The sequence below is a fragment of the Vibrio sp. SCSIO 43133 genome (genome assembly GCF_023716845.1).
Taxonomy (GTDB): domain Bacteria; phylum Pseudomonadota; class Gammaproteobacteria; order Enterobacterales; family Vibrionaceae; genus Vibrio; species Vibrio mediterranei.
In genome coordinates this window covers 1,053,736-1,072,129 of sequence record NZ_CP068024.1, presented here as the reverse complement: position 1 = coordinate 1,072,129, position 18,394 = coordinate 1,053,736, and the positions used below count along the sequence as shown (strand labels likewise).

Sequence of the window (18,394 nt, the reverse complement as noted above, 5' to 3'; positions counted from 1 at the left end):
CTGAGAGGTTAATTCGTTACTCGAACCATAACGTGATGATACACTGAGTCAAGTTGAGTACGACAAATCAGTGTAATTGATCACAAGTAGTAGAATGAAATTACCTTATCTCCTATCCGCCTTAGTAGCCACTTCACTTTTATCCGGCTGTTTTGAAACTCGCAAGAACACAGATCAGCTCTGCGAAAGCGAGCCCAGTTTGAACTGTTCTTCATTAAACATAAACGATGGTCAATGCCGAATCGCGAGAACAGACCTTATTTGGCATCGCTATGAGATGCTTGACGACCCTAGTGAAAAGAATCAAGTCAAAGACTATCACCTGCTCAAGGAATATCGAAAGTGTCTAGAGTTAGCATCGCAAATTCAGCCAATTGAACAGGCCGACCTCAAAACAAAAAGATTTAATGCTCTAATGTATTCGATAGAAGAACAAGAACGAATCACTCGAGATTTAGCGAGCTCTACTTCGCCAGAAACGCTCTATTTTCTATGGAGCGAAACGGGAAGCCAAGCAGCAAAACGTCGCTTTTTAGCCATGGAAAATACCGGCGTACTTGACACCTCTTCCATGCAATATGCTCTCGCCACCTATTATATTTCACGGGATAAGCAAAAAACCTATCAACTATTAAATCGGTCTCTAGAGCTTTCGGCAGGTGGAAAATACGTCAACAAAGAAGTGATTAAGTCTTTAGCAAGCGTGACTCAAAACCTAGACCTCCCAAAGCAATCCTATCTTTGGGCGATGGTTGGCAAAGAGTTTGACGTCCCCATCGCTTCAGACAACGAACTTAGATTGCTTTTTGGGTTAGCAGAAGAAGACTATCGCTCTCTCAACGAGCAAGCAAAAACTGTCGCGAAAGCCATTGATAACGGAAGCTATACGAGAGACTTGGTGCTTCAATAGTTTACTAAATTATTGAAAATAAAAACGGGCTCCACAATGGCGCCCGTTTTTATCTCTACAAAATGAAAGAATGGTACATAGAATCAGTCAGATACATCACTACTTTCACTTTTGTTGAAAATTAACGACACAGAATTGACACAATACCTTTGCCCCGTTGTTTTAGGACCATCTTCAAAAACATGGCCTAAATGGCTATCACATGCCTTACATCTAATCTCTATTCGCTGCATACCATGACTTAGATCTTCTAAAAATCGAATGGCTTCTTGATCGACCGGTGCATCAAAACTAGGCCATCCACAGCCTGAATCATACTTGCTTTCAGAATGAAAAAGTGGCGCTGCACAGCAAGTACAATGGTATAAGCCAGTATCACGGTTGTGTAGTAGAGTACCACTAAAAGGCGCTTCAGTACCCTGCTGTCGGCACACACGGTACTGTTCATCATTTAGGGTCTCACGCCAGTAATCATCGGGCTTCATCGCGTTTTTATTTTCACCACTCACGACCTTTACACTCCCTTTTTTATTGTCTACATTTTATACACGCTATATATCATACGTATAGCAAACTTGGTTGTAGCACATTGTTGTCAATTTCCAACCAAGCTGTATCAATTATGTTAACTTACCTTGCTTACAAGGTTAAATACATAACTAAAACTATTACAGAGTCTCTATCAAAGTTCAAAAAAACGTCATTTAATACCGAATGTTAAGAAAAGCGACACTTTTTTTTGACTTTAAACAAATTAATTCCGATTATCTATTGAAGTTAGTGACTGGATTCTGTAATTTTACTACCAGTTATCTTTAAACAGAAATTAAGTTGTGGAGCAACTATAATGACTATCAAAGTAGGTATTAACGGTTTTGGCCGTATCGGTCGTTTCGTATTTCGTGCAGCGCAAGAGCGCAACGACATCGAAGTAGTAGGTATCAACGATCTAATCGACGTTGAGTACATGGCATACATGCTTAAGTACGATTCAACTCACGGCCGTTTCAACGGTACTGTTGAAGTTGAAGGCGGTAACCTAATCGTTAACGGCAAAACTGTACGTGTAACTGCAGAGCGCAACCCAGAAGATCTAAAATGGGATGCTATCGATGTTGACGTAGTAGCAGAAGCAACTGGTCTTTTCCTAACTGACGAGACTGCACGTAAGCACATCACTGCTGGCGCGAAGAAAGTTGTTCTAACTGGTCCTTCTAAAGACGCTACTCCAATGTTCGTAATGGGCGTTAACCAAGACACTTACGCTGGTCAAGACATCGTTTCTAACGCTTCTTGTACTACTAACTGTCTAGCGCCTATCGCTAAAGTTCTTAACGACGAGTTCGGTATCGAATCTGGTCTTATGACTACAGTTCACGCTACTACAGCTACTCAAAAAACTGTAGACGGTCCTTCTGCTAAAGACTGGCGCGGTGGTCGTGGTGCTTCTCAGAACATCATCCCATCTTCAACTGGTGCTGCTAAAGCTGTAGGCGTTGTTCTTCCAGAACTAAACGGCAAACTAACTGGTATGGCTTTCCGCGTACCAACTGCTAACGTTTCTGTAGTTGACCTAACTGTTAACCTTAAGAACGGTGCATCTTACGAAGCTATCTGTGCAGCTATGAAAGCAGCATCTGAAGGCGCTCTTAAAGGTGTTCTAGGTTACACTGAAGACCAAGTTGTTTCTCAAGACTTCATCGGTGAAGTTCAAACTTCAGTATTCGATGCTAAAGCTGGTATCGCTCTAACTGACAACTTCGTTAAAGTTGTATCTTGGTACGACAACGAAATCGGTTACTCAAACAAAGTTCTAGACCTAATCGCTCACATCTCTAAGTAATGTAAGCTTTTAGCTGAATATTTGTATTAAGGCGACTCATTGGGTCGCCTTTTTTGTATCTGTTTCTGGGTTCAATATCACCTGGGAATGTCAAACATTACCCTCCCCTAGGAACCAGAAACTCTCACCTAGGAGTTACAATCTATGGACTTGTCTACGCTACCAGCTTTAACTGTACTTTCTGACTACGTAACGACTGCTAAGCTAGGCGACAATACGATCGTTCGCATCAACCACCCTAAAGCAAATGCTGCGATTTCCCTTCATGGCGGTCATATCATCTCGTTTGAGCCCTCCAATCAAGAAGAGTTGATTTGGATGAGCAAAGACGCAGTCTACGATAACAAAGCTGCACTGCGAGGTGGTATACCTATTTGCTGGCCCTGGTTTGGCCGTGTTGCCACCCCTGCTCATGGCTTTGCGCGCAACAGCGCTTGGACGCTAATCGAGCACCGAGAAAACGACGCTGGTGTTATTGTTAGCTTGGGGCTATCTGACAACGACCAAACACGAGAAATTTGGCCACACCGCTTCCAACTCGTTTTAAACGTAGAAGTATCTGAAACACTCACTGCTACCCTCAATGTTACCAACACCGACTCGGCTGCATGGAAGTTCTCAGGTGCACTGCATACTTACCTAAACATCGGTGACATTCATAACATGGAAGTCACTGGGATGGGTCCAACTTATATTGACGGCCTACAAGAAGGTAAAGTGTGTCAGGGTGGCGAAATCCTGTCTCTAACCGACACTATCGATCGTGTTTACACCGAGCCAAACAAAGAAATTGTGCTTCACGATAATGCATTCAATCGACAACTCTCCATCGTTAATGACGGTGACAATTCTGCAGTCCTTTGGAATCCTTGGGAAGCAGGTGCGAAGTCGATGGGCGACATGAACGATGATGGCTACTTAACTATGTTCTGTATAGAGTCCACATTACACGCTAAGACACTAGAAGCAGGACAGGAACTTAACCCTGGTGACACTTACCAGCTCGCAACCACTCTTTCGGTAAAGTAAATCGCCCGAGCTAATTGCTTCCAACCCATGATATGGTTAGACTTACGAAAATTTTCGTCGAGTCTAACCTATGTCCTATCAATGCCCGCTCTGTCAGCAATCGTTATCCCTTAATGAGCGTAGTTTTCGCTGCGAAAACAACCACCAGTTCGACTTGGCAAAAGAAGGTTATGTCAATCTCATGCCTGTGCAGCACAAACGCTCAAAAGATCCTGGCGACAATAAAGAAATGATGCAGGCACGACGTACTTTTCTTGAGCACGATTTATACGCACCTATGCGTCAACAAGTTGCGGAGACTCTAGCCAATCTCGTAAACCAAGGCACAGTTCTCGATATCGGCTGTGGAGAAGGTTATTACACTAGCTTTTTTCAGCAATACCTATCAGAAAGGAACAAAAAGTTAGATTTTCATGGACTGGATATTTCCAAAGTAGCGGTTCGATACGGCGCAAAACGCTACCCAAACGTCAACTTTTGTGTTGCCTCAAGTCATAAGCTGCCCTTCTCTGAAAACAGTCTAGCTGCGGTGATTCGAATTTACGCACCTTGTAAACACGATGAGTTACTTCGCTGTATTGAAGATCAAGGGATCATGCTGACCGTAACGCCAGGCAGTCACCATCTATATGAACTTAGAGCGTTGATCTATCAAGATGTTCGTTTACATGATGAAACGGCAGAGCAAATTGAAGGCTTCGAACTTTTGTCTGAATCTAAACTAGACTATGAAATGAACCTTAGTGGCCAACAAGCGTATGACTTGTTGCAAATGACACCATTTGCTTGGAAAGCGACAGATGAAGTAAGGTCGAACCTCAAGTCACAACAAGAGTTTCAATGTAACGCCGACTTCTTGATTCGAGCCTACCGTAAAATGTAATGAGATTTATTTTCAATTAGATTGAGTCCACGTTCAATCTCTATTACCATTACGGTTCCAAGATAGCCTTCCGATGAAGGCTATTTTTATAGAGAGAACAGACTATGAAAGCATTACCCATTCTCATATCACTCGCCCTTCTATCGGGTTGTGCCACGACAAAAAACTCACCTGAATACCAAGCTTCGAAACCGGAAAGTATCGCTTCATTTTACGATTACCAATTGGCCAGCCCTACTGGCGAATCAATCAGCCTAAGCGCTTTACCTAAGGCGATATTGGACGCCGATGTTATCTTAGTTGGGGAATGGCATACCCATGCGGGCATTCATCGATTTCAAACCGATCTTCTGAAAGAACTCATTAACAACAATCCGGACACTGCGCTTTCTATGGAACAGTTTACCCGTGACAAACAGCCTGTGGTTGATGCCTATCTCGCTTCACAAATTGGTGAGCAGATCTTAATTAAACAAGGAGGAGCTTGGCCAAATTACGAAAGCGACTACCGCCCACTCGTTGAGTTAGCCAAGAATTCAGATATCGACATTATTGCCAGCAACGCACCAAAATCAATCGTCCGCTGTATTGGGCGTCAAGGGGTTGGCTACTTAGATAAACTGGATGAGCAAGAACGTTCCCTGGTCGCAGCAACGATAGACACATCAGATTCGCCATACAAAGAAAAATTCATGGCCTCCATGCATCACGGTGACATTGAACAAACGAAGAAACAATACGCTGCTCAACTCGCCTGGGATGTGACTATGGCAGAAAGTATTGTTAACTATATGGCAGCACACCCTAACTCTCAGGTCATGCACATCGCAGGTAAATTTCATACCGAGCAAGCATTAGGAACCGCTGCGCAGATCCAGCAATTGAACCCTGACTTGAGTATCGTCGTGATTACGCCAGTGAGTGACATTGTGAGTACAAGCGATGACTACCAATTGGAAGTGCTACCACCACCAAAACGTTACGTTAAAAATGAGAACCGAATGAAGGCGTATAAGAGCTTAAAAATGCGTAACGACTCACTGGTTTGTAAATAACTCATCAACACAAGTTATGATTGGCGCACAAATTGCTTAGTCCATGTTAATAGCATCGATCAATCTCTCATTTATAGAAGCTTTTATAAAGTTTTTGCCACATTGGACGATGTATTGATTGATAGCGCTAATGGAGATAGTTATGCAAAGCGTCAATTCAAACCTAATGAGCCATACAAACGCGCCTGTTGCGACGGCCACTAAGACAGTAGCAGAAGGTGCCACTGCTAACGGCAACACTTTGCCTACAGGCAATGGAGATAGTGTATCCATCTCACCTCAAGCTAAAGCAATGCTAGAAAAGGAAGTGAGCAAAGACGCCAATAAAGAGAATATCTCAAAAGACGATGATGATAGTTTGGGTAAATCTGTCACCTCCTTTGCTCATGGCGCATTAGGTATGGACCATCCAGATGACTTAGAGAAACAAGAAGATAGTTCTTACTCTGCCGGTCAGTATGTCTCCGCAGCGGTGACCATTGGTGCTTTGATATTAGCCTTGGCATAACGGTATTTATCCTAACGACAAATAATCCTGTTTGAGGTGGAAACCGCATTCACTTGATAATCGATCATCTTTAACTGCATGATCACAATTTATGAATCGACACTTCAAGCTGATTGATAAGCCAACTTTCTTTGGCGCAATCACATTGCTCCTGAGCGTTATCATTCCCTTGATAATGTTCCCTGAACAAGGTGCAAAAATCATCGGGCAAGCCAAGCTCATTATGACCGACAAGTTTGGCTTCCTATACCTCGCCCTTGGCCTCGCTGCCCTCTTTTTTATGATATTCATCATTTTTAGCGATATCGGCCAGATTAAACTAGGCGAACCTGACGAAGCGCCAGAGTTTGCAACGTCTTCTTGGGCCGCTATGCTGTTTTGCGGCGGTATCGGTGCCAGTATTCTCTACTGGGGGTGTATTGAGTGGGCTTATTATTATCAAGCGCCACCATTTCAGCTAGAAGCGGGAAGTGAAGAAGCGGTTCGCTGGGCAGCAACATATGGCATTTTCCACTGGGGACCGATTGCATGGGCCATCTATCTGATCCCTGCATTACCTATCGCTTATTTCTTCTACGTACGTAAGCAACCTGCACTGAAAGTATCCAGCGCATTGATTCCAGTCATCGGCGAGAAACACACAAATGGTGCTCTCGGAAAACTAATTGATGTACTTTTCATCTTCGGCCTATTAGGTGGTGCAGCGACGACATTAGGACTTGCAGCCCCGCTTATCAGCGAGGGCTTGAGCGTCTTATTCGGGCTACCACAAAACACCTATTCACAAATCGGCGTATTGGCCATCTGTACTGCGATTTTCGCCTACTCTTCATTTGCGGGGATGGAAAAAGGCATTAAGATCCTCAGTAACATCAACTTCTGGGGGGCGATGCTACTTCTTGCTCTAGTGTTAGTTTTGGGTCCAACTATTTTTATACTGGAGACGGGTCTAGATTCCATCGGTCGAATGATGTCTAATTTCTTTGTGATGGCGACATGGGCGGAACCATTCGGTGGCTACGGTACATTTGACAACACTCACTTCCCACAAGATTGGACCATTTTCTACTGGGCGTGGTGGTTAGTGTTCGCGCCAAGTATGGGCTTGTTTGTTGCACGCATTTCTCGCGGTCGCACAATTAAACAGATGGTCGCAGGTTCATTGTTCTTTGGTTCATGTGGTTGCTTCCTGTTTTTTATCATCTTAGGAAACTACGGTCTATCACTACAACTATCTGGGCAGCTTGATATTGTCGCAATTTTGAACGAGTTTGGTGCAACAAAAGCCATCTTCTCTATGTTGTCAGAGCTACCATTTGCTTGGTTTATCATTCTTTTGTTTACATTGCTGTGTATCATCTTTACAGCAACAACATTCGACTCAATTTCCTACATCTTGGCGTCTGTGGTTCAAAAAGACGTAACGCAGGAACCAATGCGCTGGAACCGCTTATTTTGGGCCTTCACTTTGAGCTTTATGCCTGCTGTTCTCATGTTCTTAGGTGGTTTGAGTACACTACAAACAGCCGCAATCGTTGGCGGTCTACCCCTACTCGGTATCGCAGTTATGCTGATGATTTCCGCGGTCAAAGCCACCACGCTGGATATTCGTCACCAAGAAGATTATGTAGAGCCAACCATTAACATTGAAGAACTTCCAGAGTTTGATCCTTGGTCAAATGAAGGGGTTGCACTAGCTAATTTTGAAAAGTGTCGTGACGCTGCGCAAATTGCCGCAGATGAAGAACGTACCGCGCTGCATGCCCTATTCAAAGTTAAGAAAAAGATTCGCGCTTATGCGTTAGAGCATGCCGATGACACCAGTAAAGCGATTCCACAAGAATTGTTGGATGATTTAGAGGCGAAGCTTCAATTACTCACAGATGCTCAGAACGCGAAAGAGCAGTCCTCACAAGCTGCACAAGATGCGAGAATAAGGTTTACTGAGGTTTGTTCCGCAAGCTAATAGCATCAAAAAAGCAGGCATTAAGCCTGCTTTTTTGTTAACGATTCGGATGGTTGATGACATACAAGAATTAATTTTTGTTTTTATGAATCATGAGAGAGACCAGCAATACCAGTGGGCCCATGGTTTTCTCAACAAAAAGGCATTTCTCTAATCAAAACCTGAGAAAACCACCCCAAAATTCTCAACTTTCCATCAACGCGAGCAAAGCAAATCTCGATATTTGTTGCTAGCCAGCGCTCTGCTATACACAACGCACTCTTCCACAGAACGATCCATCGCATCATACAGTGCTATGGCGATCACGTTCGCTAGAGATCACACTCGCTAGAGATAGCTGCTAACTCACCTTTGGACAGAAATCATTTAGTAGCTTTACTTATTGGCTCCATTTGTGGGTCAATGACCCACTCATGAAATGCATAATAATCGAGACAATGTGAATATACATACCTATTGTTCGACAAAAATAGCGCTACTTAATGGCATTGTTGACTAATAGCATTTCGTAAAATGTTCGCTTCAATCGGAGATGAAAGAATGCGGCTCTCCGATATACACAGGACATCTGCCAATGCCAAACGCAGAGTTTTATCGTGGCCAAAGCGCAAATGTCAGAGGGAAACATGCTTAGGAAACAACGCCCTACTTAATTAAGAAAGCATCGAGCTCTTTTCATCAAGCAATAACTACGTGAAAAGAGCTCTACATATCACTACAACTGCCCACCTACCCCTTTAAACTTCTCAACAAAAGCGGCAATTTTCTGAAAAACTGTTTGCTTCTGGGTTCGATACTGTGGGTTCAATGGGCTCAGTTTGGGCAGCGCCTCATTAAGTGCAGTACCATTTTCAGAGGCGTACTCACGTTTGAGTGATGACGCAATATAACGTTTGGCAGCATCGATATTGAGCTTTTCAGAGGCAATAATGGCATCGGCTTCGCGCTTCTGCTCCGCCTGGGCGAACTTGAAGAAGGCGTCGATAATGCTGGCTTTGTCATTGATCTCATCTAGGTTTGTCTGGTTAATAAAATCAACCACCAAGCTCTCTTTCGCTCTATTGCCAAGGCTACCACGAATCATACGGCGAACTTCTTCAATCAAGCCTTCTTTGCTCTTGTTCTTCTTGTTGTGATCAAAAATCAGTTCAAGAATGTAATCGAGGTTTATTTCCTGTGATTTAAGCAAATCCACCTCAAACACTACATCGTCCCAGTCTACGGTTGACTTGTCTTTTTCCTCACCTTTCTTCTGACGTCGTAACCAATCTCGGGTATCGTTGTAGGCAGAACGATAGTCTTGAATAGCACGCTCGCTTGGCATATCGATGGTTTGCATTGTCTCAATGTCTGCGTCGTCTAAATAATACTTGGCTTTAAACTCTTCTACGGCTTGCTCATCACTGCTATCTAAGCTTTGCATTGCTTTTAAAGCGGCAAACTCGTCATAGTTTTGCAGAATGTTTTCTGCTTTAAGATACTCACCAAAAAGCTTTGCAAATTCCTTTTTGTCTTGTTCTTTTTCAATATTTTCTGGGTTTGGAAAGCGTTCTTGCAATTCTCTTACGATATTGACAAAACCCCGGCGCACTTGGCCGGTAACAATATCATTAAAGCCTTCCATATATTCTTGGTAGCTCTTTTCCAGCACCACTTGGCTAATATTTTCGTTACCTTCACGATCGCCAAAAAGTCTAATAGCATCAATGGTTGCCTGCTCCAAGTCTCGGAAGGTAACAATATTGCCAAAGGTCTTCGTCGCATCATAAATGCGATTAGTGCGAGAAAACGCCTGCATCAAGCCGTGATAGCGCAAATTCTTATCAACAAACAAGGTATTGAGAGTAGGTGCATCAAAGCCAGTTAAAAACATCCCCACCACTATGAGTAAATCTATTTCTTGATTCTTCACGCGCTGGGCAAGGTCACGGTAGTAATTCTGAAAGCCATTACTGTCCACGCCATAGTTAGATTTAAACATGGCGTTGTAATCGTTAATCGCGGCGCTCAAAAACTCTTTCGCGCTGCTGTTCATCGCGCTAACTTCAAAGCTCTCATCTAAAATATCACCGATAGCGTCCTGCTCTTCATTGGCTGCAAATGAGAAGATAGTCGCAATGCGCAGAGGCTTACTTGTAGGTCCATTTTCGGCCTCGGACTGCAATGTTTTGAAGGTTTCATAGTACGCTTTCGCTGCATCAACACTACTGACCGCAAACATGGCGTTAAACCCTTTGGCACCAGAATAGGCTCGATGCGTTTTCTGGTTAAAATGGCTCAGAATATACTGCGAGATTTCACGAATGCGCATTGGATGTAAGAACGCTTTCTTATTCTCGGCGGCACTGAGCTTCTTTTCATCCTGCTCAGTCTCAATGCTCTTAAATTGCGGACGAACATCGTTATAGTCCACTTTGAACTTGAGTACTTTTTCATCACGGATGGCATCAGTGATCACATAAGTGTGCAACTGCTGGCCAAACACGCTGCCCGTGGTTTCAGCACCCAAGGCGTTTTCAGGGAAAATTGGCGTACCGGTAAAGCCAAACTGGTAGTACTTTTTGAATTTCTTCTTCAGGTTTTTCTGCGCTTCACCGAATTGGCTTCGATGACACTCATCAAAAATAAAGACAACCTGCTTGTTGTAGATAGCTAAATCGCTTTCACTTTTGATTAAATTATTGAGCTTTTGGATTGTGGTGACGACAATCTTGTTATCGTCTTTATCCAGGTTACTCTTAAGCCCTGCGGTACTGTCTGAACCGTTCACACTATCAGGTGAGAAGCGCTGATACTCTTTCATTGTCTGATAGTCGAGGTCTTTTCGGTCCACCACAAAAAAGACTTTATCGATACAGTCTAAATCGGTGGCCAAACGTGCCGCTTTAAAGCTAGTGAGTGTTTTTCCTGAACCTGTGGTGTGCCAAATGTACCCACCGCTCTCGGTGTTGCTCCAGTTCTTAGCGTTAAACGCGCTCTTTATCTTCCATAAAATGCGCTCAGTGGCCGCAATCTGGTAGGGGCGCATTACAAGTAAGGTATTGCTGACGTCAAACACCGAATAACGCAAGATCACTTCAAGCAGCGTCTCTTTCTGGAAAAAAGTGGCGGTAAAGTCTTTTAAATCCTTGATCAGCGTATTGTCTGACTTCGCCCAGCTCATCGTAAAGTCGAAGCTGTTCTTGTCGCGCTTGGTCGTGTTGGCAAAATAGCGCGTGTCGGTGCCATTAGAGATCACGAAAAGCTGCAAGAACTTGTACAACGAGTTCTCAGCATTAAAGCTTTCTTTGCTGTAGCGATGTATTTGATTAAACGCCTCACGGATCGCCACACCACGCTTTTTCAGTTCGATTTGCACCAAAGGCAAACCATTGACCAAAATCGTCACATCATAACGGTTGGCATGGCTTCCCGTTTGCTCAAACTGCTTAATGACCTGCACTTTGTTACGAGCAATGGTCTTCTTGTCGAACAGGTAGATGTTTTCTATATGGCCATCATCAAAGACAAAATCGAAAATATAGTCACTGTGCACCTTGCGGGTTTTATCAAGAACATTGTCGCTGGGTGTGTTTAGGTATTGCTCGCAAAAGCGAGCCCACTCGGCATCGTTAAACTGGACCTTGTTGAGGGCTTGTAACTGCTTGCGCACATTCGCCAGCATGGCGTCTGGCGTCGTTAGCGTAGGTAAATACTCATAGCCTTGGTTGCTTAGGTCCTGAATCAGCTCACGTTCTAAATCACCTTCGCTCTGGTAGCTTTCACTTACCTGCGTTTGCTTTGTGTATTTGTCTAAGACAATAAAATTATTTGATTCTGCAATCGGCTTTGTTGTGTTAGTCATTCTGTGCTCCTTGCAGTTTAAAACCATAATTATTTAATAGATGTTCAAGTAGAAACTTAACAATCTGCTTCTCAGGTTCGGTAGGTTCTGCAACTTCTTCGTTTGATAATGAACGATGACTATAAAAGTGCATCACTCGTTTGGCGTATAGCTCGCGGCTTTCGGGTAATAACGCTGTCCAATCTGCGTACCCCAAAAATGCTGCGACTTTCTCATAAAGGTTGCGCAGTAAATTAAAGTGAAAACGCTGTATTTCATTGTTCGTGATAGCTTGTTCAATCAATTGCTTGATATACAAGTGATAAGAAAAACTGGTATTAGCGCCACCTTTTTTTTCTTTTAAATCAAAGGTTCCGTCTTCAAAACGTTGCAACAAGTAACAGATTTTTGCATTAAGCTCATTGTGCAACACATTGAAAAATAGTGGATTATGTGTCGATATGATAAATTTAAGCTTCTCAGATTTGCTTGACTTGATTAGTTCCGCCAAATTAACTGCAAGTTCAATTAAATGGTTTTCATCTAATGAGCTAACGGGGTCATCAATGAACACATATTCTAGCTGATTGAAGCTCTCATCATCCTCTTCATCAGGATTATTCATGACTCTAATAACTTGCTCTAGAAGCCCATGAAAAATACTCCAGACAAAATTACTTTCTTCGCCCTTAGATATTTTTACATGCTGTGCTCTTTCCGCATTTCCTCGCTCAAATGAAAACGTAACTTGAGTAAAGTCTTCATTAAAATGAGGCGTCAACTTCTCGTTGCTATAACGCTGAAACAACCTGGTGATATTAGGCTCTTGACCTTGCACTTTTAATATCCAATCGGTAAACGTATTAGGTTGGATTTTTAACTTCGGCTCTGCATCCGCATCTAAATCGTTATCCCAGTAAAACAGGTCTTCCGTAAACGCGTTGTAATACAAAATCTTATGGCGCGACAGTGGCGCTTGCTCTGCACCATCAAGATCATCAAGTCCATCTTCCTTTGGCGCGATGATCTCTTTAAATTCACGCGACAAACGCGTCTTACCTGTACCATTAAAGGCATAGATTAACTGCACCTTTTTGTCGGATGCTTGCAACAACTCTGCTATTTCCGTTAGCGTTTTACTCATTAAGCCGCCTCATGTGAATGAGATTTCGGGAAGCTCAACAACAGATCACGATAATATTCGTATTGCTTTTGGCGTAATTCGATTTCGCGGGGAAGACCTTCGGTAATGGAGCTCGTTAGAGTGTCAAATTTGTCGAGAATAGTAACGATGCGTTCTTGTTCCGAAAGAGATTTCTCTCTATTGCTAGCAAATGGAATAGGAACCAAATACTCCATGATTTTTGGCTTATTTCCTCGTGGCATTTTGGCGCCTTTTGCATGTTGCATGTTGTATTCAAAAAACTTGTCATCAGCTAATACTTGATACAAATATCGTGGATTTATAGCTGTATCAGTAGGGTGAACCACAAGAACATCACCATTCGTGCCGCCAACTCGATCTGCATGCCATATCTTCTTCAAATAAGGACGTATATTCCCTATTAAGATATCATCAGGATTGTATTGTGTAAGTTTTCCACTATCTGGGGTTCGAGTGGAGTCTATTTTACCAGCTCGATTCTGAAGTAAGCTTTCAACACCAACGTAATTGCTGTCATCTAGTTCTGTGTAACTAATACGAGCCTTTGAATACTCGGCCATTTCACTCAAAGCCCTCCACTCAACGTCACCCTCTTCAAAACTCAACAACTGGTCGCGGTAGTAGTTGTATTGTTTTTTACGCATGTTAAGCTCGGCGGTCAGCTCGGCGGTCAGCTCGGCGGTCATAGCGGTAAATGCGTCCAGAATGCGCACAATTTCAGCTTGTATTGCCAGCGATTTTTTTGGGTTGTTTGGGCATGGAATTGGGAAAGGAAATTTTTTAAATCCATCCATATCAACAGATGCAAAGCTAGACATGGTTGTATTTTTTTTACACCAATCCGCCAAAATAAAGCAGTAGTAGAAAATAAACTTGTTGTTAAATGTGTCTTTATAGCCAGGCTTCAAACTTAAATTAGTAAATCTCTGATTTGCTAAAAATGGAACACGAATCAAAGCGTGCTCTCCAATAGTTGCTGATGTGGCAATTATTATTGAATTTTCAGGAAATAGCTTTCCACCTTTGATTGCACTCTCTGAGACTTTTTGTAGCGAACCATCAAGGATTTGGCCATTTTCTCGGATGTCGTCCATTCTAAACCATGGCACAGTTCCATTTTCCCAGAATTCTTTTTTTGATTTTGATGGTGTATATCCATTTTTAAGCTGAAAAACATCAGCTAACTTTTTCCACTCAACCTCAACCCCATCCAATAGCTTCTCTAAATAGCTCAAATTACTCATGCCTCAATCTCCTCACCTTCAATCTCCGCCACAATGGCATCAATATCACTGCGAAGCGCATCAATTTTAGCAACGGTAGTTTTAAGATCAGCATTAAGCTCTGTAATATCCACTAGCTCGCGGTTGTCTTTAGCTTCCACATAACTGCTTACCGATAGGTTGTAGCTATTGCCTGCTATGACGTCCAAATCAACCGATTTAGCAAAGTGTTCAACGTTCTCTTTGCTGGCAAACACTTTCATAATTTGCTGAATATGACCCGGATTTTTTTCGTCGTCGTTGTCCGTTAGTACGTTATTATTGGTCTCTTTTTTAAACAAACCGCTGGCATCGATAAATTGGGTGGTAGTGTCGGTTTTATGTTTAGACAGCACTAAGATATTCACCGCAATGGTGGTGCCAAAGAACAGGTTAGGTGCCAGTGAAATCACAGTTTCAACGTAGTTGTTATCTACTAGGTATTGGCGAATTTTTTGCTCAGCACCACCACGGTAAAAAATACCGGGGAAACAAACAATGGCAGCGCGGCCTTTGCTTGATAGGTAACTTAGGGCATGGAGCACAAAGGCAAAGTCGGCTTTTGATTTAGGCGCAAGCACACCAGCGGGCGCAAAGCGGTCGTCGTTGATTAGGGTTGGGTCGTCGCTACCAATCCATTTCACTGAATAAGGCGGGTTAGAGACAATAGCATCAAACGGCTTGTCATCTAAAAAGTGCGGTTCGATTAAGGTATCCCCCAACTGAATATTAAACTTGTCGTAGTTAATGTTGTGCAAAAACATGTTCATACGCGCCAAGTTGTAGGTGGTGTGGTTTAGCTCTTGACCAAAAAAACCATCTTCAATGATATGCGCATCGAAGTGCTTCTTTGCTTGTAACAGCAAAGAACCCGAACCCGCCGCAGGGTCATAGATTTTATTAACACTGCTCTGGCCGTGCATGGCGAGCTGCGCGATCAATTTTGAAACGTGCTGAGGGGTGAAAAATTCGCCACCGGATTTACCCGCATTGGCGGCATAGTTTGAAATCAGGAACTCGTAAGCATCACCGAATAAATCAATTTGGTTTTCTTCAAAATTGCCGAAGGTTAAACCTGCCACACCTTTTAAAACAGCAGCTAGGCGTTTGTTTTTTGTCTCTACCGTATTACCCAGACGATTACTGGTGGTATCAAAATCCGCAAACAAGCCTTTGATGTCCTTTTCTGAATCATAGCCGTTGGCTGAGTTTTCGATTGCAGCAAAAATAGCGGCCAAATCCGTATTTAAATTTTCATTCTTGTGCGCATTGGCCGCCACATTACTAAACAACTGGCTAGGGTAAAGAAAATAGCCTTTGGTTTTAATGGCATCTTCTTTGGCAAAACCGATGTTTTCATCATCGTCAGACATGGCCGCATAATTAACGCTCTCATCACCGCCAGTGATGTAGTTGACAAAGTTTTCACTGATAAAACGGTAGAACAGCGTACCCAGTACATATTGTTTAAAATCCCAACCATCCACTGAGCCTCGTACATCGTTGGCAATCGCCCATATTTGGCGTTGAAGTTCGGCACGTTGTTGTAAACTTGTCATTATTAGAATTCCTGATCGTTCTGAATTGCACTTTATGAGGGCAACCCATTAATTATTAATTTACTTGCTCTAGTTCTACTAAAGCTTGTTCTGCGATATGCCAAGGTAGACGCCTGCCATTGGCTTGCATCTGCTTATAGGCTGCTCGCGCTTGTTCGGTATTGATTTGCTGATGAACCACCAGTTGGCATACTAGCCAAACTGTGCCTTTAACGATGGCAGCTTCTTTTTCTGCTGCTTTTCTCAGTGCCATATCACCAGTCAGTAAAGGACACTGTTCTTGCTTTGCTAAAGCAAGGGCAAAACAATCGTTTCGGCTCGCTTGGGTATAGGTCCCCGTTAGCTGCATGGCATACATCATTGATTCTGGAGAAACCTCTTTTAGCGCTAACCCTAAATCCAGAAGGTGGGGATGATCTTCTTCAAGTTCTTCAACAAAAAGAATATCTGGCGTTGCAAAGTCATAGGGCAACTGAAACATTGCTTCCAGTAAACCACCTTCTTCCATGTCAATGAGGATATTGGCATCACTAATTAGCAGCTGCTGCACGGCTAGCCTCCTGAGCTAACTGTGCTTGAGTCGGCACCTCCAACTTTCGTTCTTTACGAAAGCTAGAAACAGACATGCCAAGTAACTCTGCAGCTTTTGACTCCCCTATGTATTCTTCACCTAAAGCACGATATACCAACTGCTTATGTAGATAAGTCGATTCATGAGGGTATGCTTTTCCTGGCTCCTCCGTTCGCCAGCCATTTTTGCTAAACAGCATAAATAGGTTTTTCTGAGTCGCAGGCGTAATTATTCCACATTGGCCAGCTCGAAACAGTGCCGCTAGCATGCTAATACCGTATTCGTGCTTTAGCATCAGTAATTCACGCGGTTCAATATGACGGCGCTTTTCACCCAAGTGTTCAATAAGTGATTGGGTAGGTAAAAGAAATGCACCAGCAAAGGCATTACAAGCCTTCTCCTCATCAATCCCTTCAGCTAAACGACCATGCACGACTAAGTGCCCAAGTTCATGGGCCAAGGTGAAGCGCTGGCGGTCACCACTTTGGGCGGTAGAGATCACCACTACAGGAGTGCTACCAATTTTGCCCGCTAAACCGTCAAACTTCTTATCTGTTTCCACATCCGTGGTAATGATCATCACTCCTTTAGCTTCAAGGGTGTCGATCATATCGTGAATGGGGTTTAACCCTAGCTCCCAAGCATGACGTATCTGAATTGCCAAGTCTTCCGCTTGTTCTAAGCTAAGGATTTGTTCTGGAAGTTCATCAGGTAGAGCAAACTCAGGGATCGGTTTTACTGAGTCTGGATAGAGCTCTAAGAGCTCTTGCCAACGCTCAGCTTGGTCTAAGACATCACTGTTGATTCGGTGTAACACTTTTTTGGGTGTATTAGCTCGTTTGCGGTACTCCACGCCTTCCAATTTCACTTTGGTCGGGCGAAAGAAGTACTCGCTGCGCACATCTAGCGCTTTCGCAAGCTTTAGTAGATTTGAAGAAGAGGGCATGGTCGTGCCATGTTCGTACTTTTTAATGGCGTTAGCGGATAGGCCAACTTCGCTGGCTAATGCACTCATTGATAGCCCTGCAGCCTTGCGGGCTCGTTCTAGGCGCTCTGCAAACATGGTATCCTCTCAAACAACGGATTGGTTTATAAAAAATATAAATCATAAGTAATTATAAACCTTGTAAGTACACTTTCATAGAGTAGAAATCACATTGGTTTAATGTTTGATCTTATTACACCTGCACATGGAAGCTGCTTTATCAGAACAAAGTCACAGCTCTAAATTTTCAGATATGTTGAGTGCATCTTCCATCTCTACTCCTAAATAGCGAATGGTATTATCTAACTTAGCGTGCCCCAGTAATAATTGCACAGCCCGAATGTTTTTGGTTCGAGCATAGATCAGTGTTGCTTTGGTGCGGCGCATGGAATGCGTGCCATACAGATAGGGATCGTAGCCAAGTTTCGTTGCCCAGTGGCGAATAATAGTGGCATAGCAGCTATAGCTCATTGCCCTCCCTTGTTTGCGAGGGCTAGGAAACAGATAGTCTTGAGCCGATAGTTGGCTGTGAATTAACCATTGAGTCAATGATTGTGCGGTGCGTGAAGTTATCTCAAACTGTACCTCTCTGCCCGTTTTACTTTGGCTGTAAAGCACCCGATCTTGAATTACACCTCCAGAAGATATATCCCTCACTTTCATTCTTAGTAAATCACAAGAACGCAGTTTGCAATCGATGGCGAGATTGAGCAAGGCCAATTCCATGATGTTGCCTTCGATTTCTAGTCTAGTGCGAATTCGCCAGATATCTTCGAGCTTGAAGGGCTTTTTCTGCCCAGTTAAGTGACCTTTCTTCGTCCACATAATTGACCTC

The 18,394-nt window shown here is 43.2% G+C and carries 15 protein-coding genes; 7 read left to right on the top strand and 8 right to left on the bottom strand.

All coding sequences use genetic code 11. From position 1 onward, the window contains the following. Nucleotides 1-94: 94 nt before the first annotated feature. Nucleotides 95-910 carry a DUF2989 domain-containing protein gene (locus JKJ11_RS05240; protein ID WP_124940867.1) on the top strand — a complete coding sequence of 272 codons (816 nt, stop codon included), beginning with the start codon at nt 95-97 and terminating at the stop codon, nt 908-910. 83 nt (nt 911-993) lie between these two features. Here JKJ11_RS05240 and msrB read toward each other — a convergent pair whose 3' ends face one another. After that, nucleotides 994-1,395 (bottom strand): peptide-methionine (R)-S-oxide reductase MsrB, encoded by a 402-nt coding sequence (gene msrB, locus JKJ11_RS05235; RefSeq protein ID WP_038223355.1) that lies wholly within the window; start codon nt 1,393-1,395, stop codon nt 994-996. 362 nt (nt 1,396-1,757) lie between these two features. Between msrB and gap the strand changes: the two genes are divergently transcribed. The 6 genes from gap (at nt 1,758) to JKJ11_RS05205 (ending at nt 8,194) form a co-directional block, all read left to right on the top strand. Next, nucleotides 1,758-2,753, top strand: coding sequence for a type I glyceraldehyde-3-phosphate dehydrogenase (gap, locus tag JKJ11_RS05230; RefSeq protein WP_004748683.1), 996 nt, complete (start codon nt 1,758-1,760; stop codon nt 2,751-2,753). A 144-nt stretch (nt 2,754-2,897) separates the two neighbouring features. Next, nucleotides 2,898-3,782, top strand: coding sequence for a D-hexose-6-phosphate mutarotase (locus JKJ11_RS05225; protein ID WP_252038834.1), 885 nt, complete (start codon nt 2,898-2,900; stop codon nt 3,780-3,782). Between the two features lie 70 nt (nt 3,783-3,852). Continuing rightward, nucleotides 3,853-4,665 carry a 23S rRNA (guanine(745)-N(1))-methyltransferase gene (gene rlmA, locus JKJ11_RS05220; RefSeq protein ID WP_252038833.1) on the top strand — a complete coding sequence of 271 codons (813 nt, stop codon included), beginning with the start codon at nt 3,853-3,855 and terminating at the stop codon, nt 4,663-4,665. Nucleotides 4,666-4,769: 104 nt separating this feature from the next. After that, complete coding sequence (locus JKJ11_RS05215) at nt 4,770-5,720, top strand: ChaN family lipoprotein (RefSeq protein ID WP_252038832.1); 951 nt, start codon at nt 4,770-4,772, stop codon at nt 5,718-5,720. Nucleotides 5,721-5,862: 142 nt separating this feature from the next. After that, nucleotides 5,863-6,228: a hypothetical protein gene (locus JKJ11_RS05210; RefSeq protein ID WP_006071310.1), complete on the top strand. Its 366-nt coding sequence runs from the start codon at nt 5,863-5,865 to the stop codon at nt 6,226-6,228. A gap of 91 nt (nt 6,229-6,319) precedes the next feature. Beyond that, a complete protein-coding gene (locus JKJ11_RS05205) occupies nt 6,320-8,194 on the top strand; it encodes a BCCT family transporter (RefSeq protein WP_006071311.1) in 1,875 nt (624 codons plus the stop codon). Between the two features lie 715 nt (nt 8,195-8,909). Here JKJ11_RS05205 and JKJ11_RS05200 read toward each other — a convergent pair. From JKJ11_RS05200 to JKJ11_RS05170, 7 genes are all read right to left on the bottom strand, one after another. Further along, nucleotides 8,910-12,038: an HsdR family type I site-specific deoxyribonuclease gene (locus JKJ11_RS05200; protein WP_252038831.1), complete on the bottom strand. Its 3,129-nt coding sequence runs from the start codon at nt 12,036-12,038 to the stop codon at nt 8,910-8,912. After that, nucleotides 12,031-13,161 carry an AAA family ATPase gene (locus tag JKJ11_RS05195; RefSeq protein ID WP_252038830.1) on the bottom strand — a complete coding sequence of 377 codons (1,131 nt, stop codon included), beginning with the start codon at nt 13,159-13,161 and terminating at the stop codon, nt 12,031-12,033. Before JKJ11_RS05195 ends, JKJ11_RS05200 begins: the two co-directional genes overlap by 8 nt. Beyond that, complete coding sequence (locus tag JKJ11_RS05190) at nt 13,161-14,426, bottom strand: restriction endonuclease subunit S (protein ID WP_252038829.1); 1,266 nt, start codon at nt 14,424-14,426, stop codon at nt 13,161-13,163. The genes JKJ11_RS05195 and JKJ11_RS05190 overlap by 1 nt, the downstream gene beginning before the upstream one ends. Then, nucleotides 14,423-16,003 carry a type I restriction-modification system subunit M gene (locus JKJ11_RS05185; protein WP_252038828.1) on the bottom strand — a complete coding sequence of 527 codons (1,581 nt, stop codon included), beginning with the start codon at nt 16,001-16,003 and terminating at the stop codon, nt 14,423-14,425. The genes JKJ11_RS05190 and JKJ11_RS05185 overlap by 4 nt, the downstream gene beginning before the upstream one ends. A gap of 55 nt (nt 16,004-16,058) precedes the next feature. Beyond that, on the bottom strand, nt 16,059-16,553 hold the full coding sequence (locus JKJ11_RS05180; RefSeq protein ID WP_252038827.1) for a PIN domain-containing protein: 495 nt from the start codon (nt 16,551-16,553) through the stop codon (nt 16,059-16,061). Then, nucleotides 16,534-17,637 carry a helix-turn-helix domain-containing protein gene (locus JKJ11_RS05175; protein WP_252038826.1) on the bottom strand — a complete coding sequence of 368 codons (1,104 nt, stop codon included), beginning with the start codon at nt 17,635-17,637 and terminating at the stop codon, nt 16,534-16,536. The genes JKJ11_RS05180 and JKJ11_RS05175 overlap by 20 nt, the downstream gene beginning before the upstream one ends. Before the next feature lie 153 nt (nt 17,638-17,790). After that, entirely contained in the window at nt 17,791-18,384 is a 594-nt protein-coding gene (locus JKJ11_RS05170; RefSeq protein ID WP_252038825.1) for a tyrosine-type recombinase/integrase, read from the bottom strand. Nucleotides 18,385-18,394: the final 10 nt, after the last annotated feature.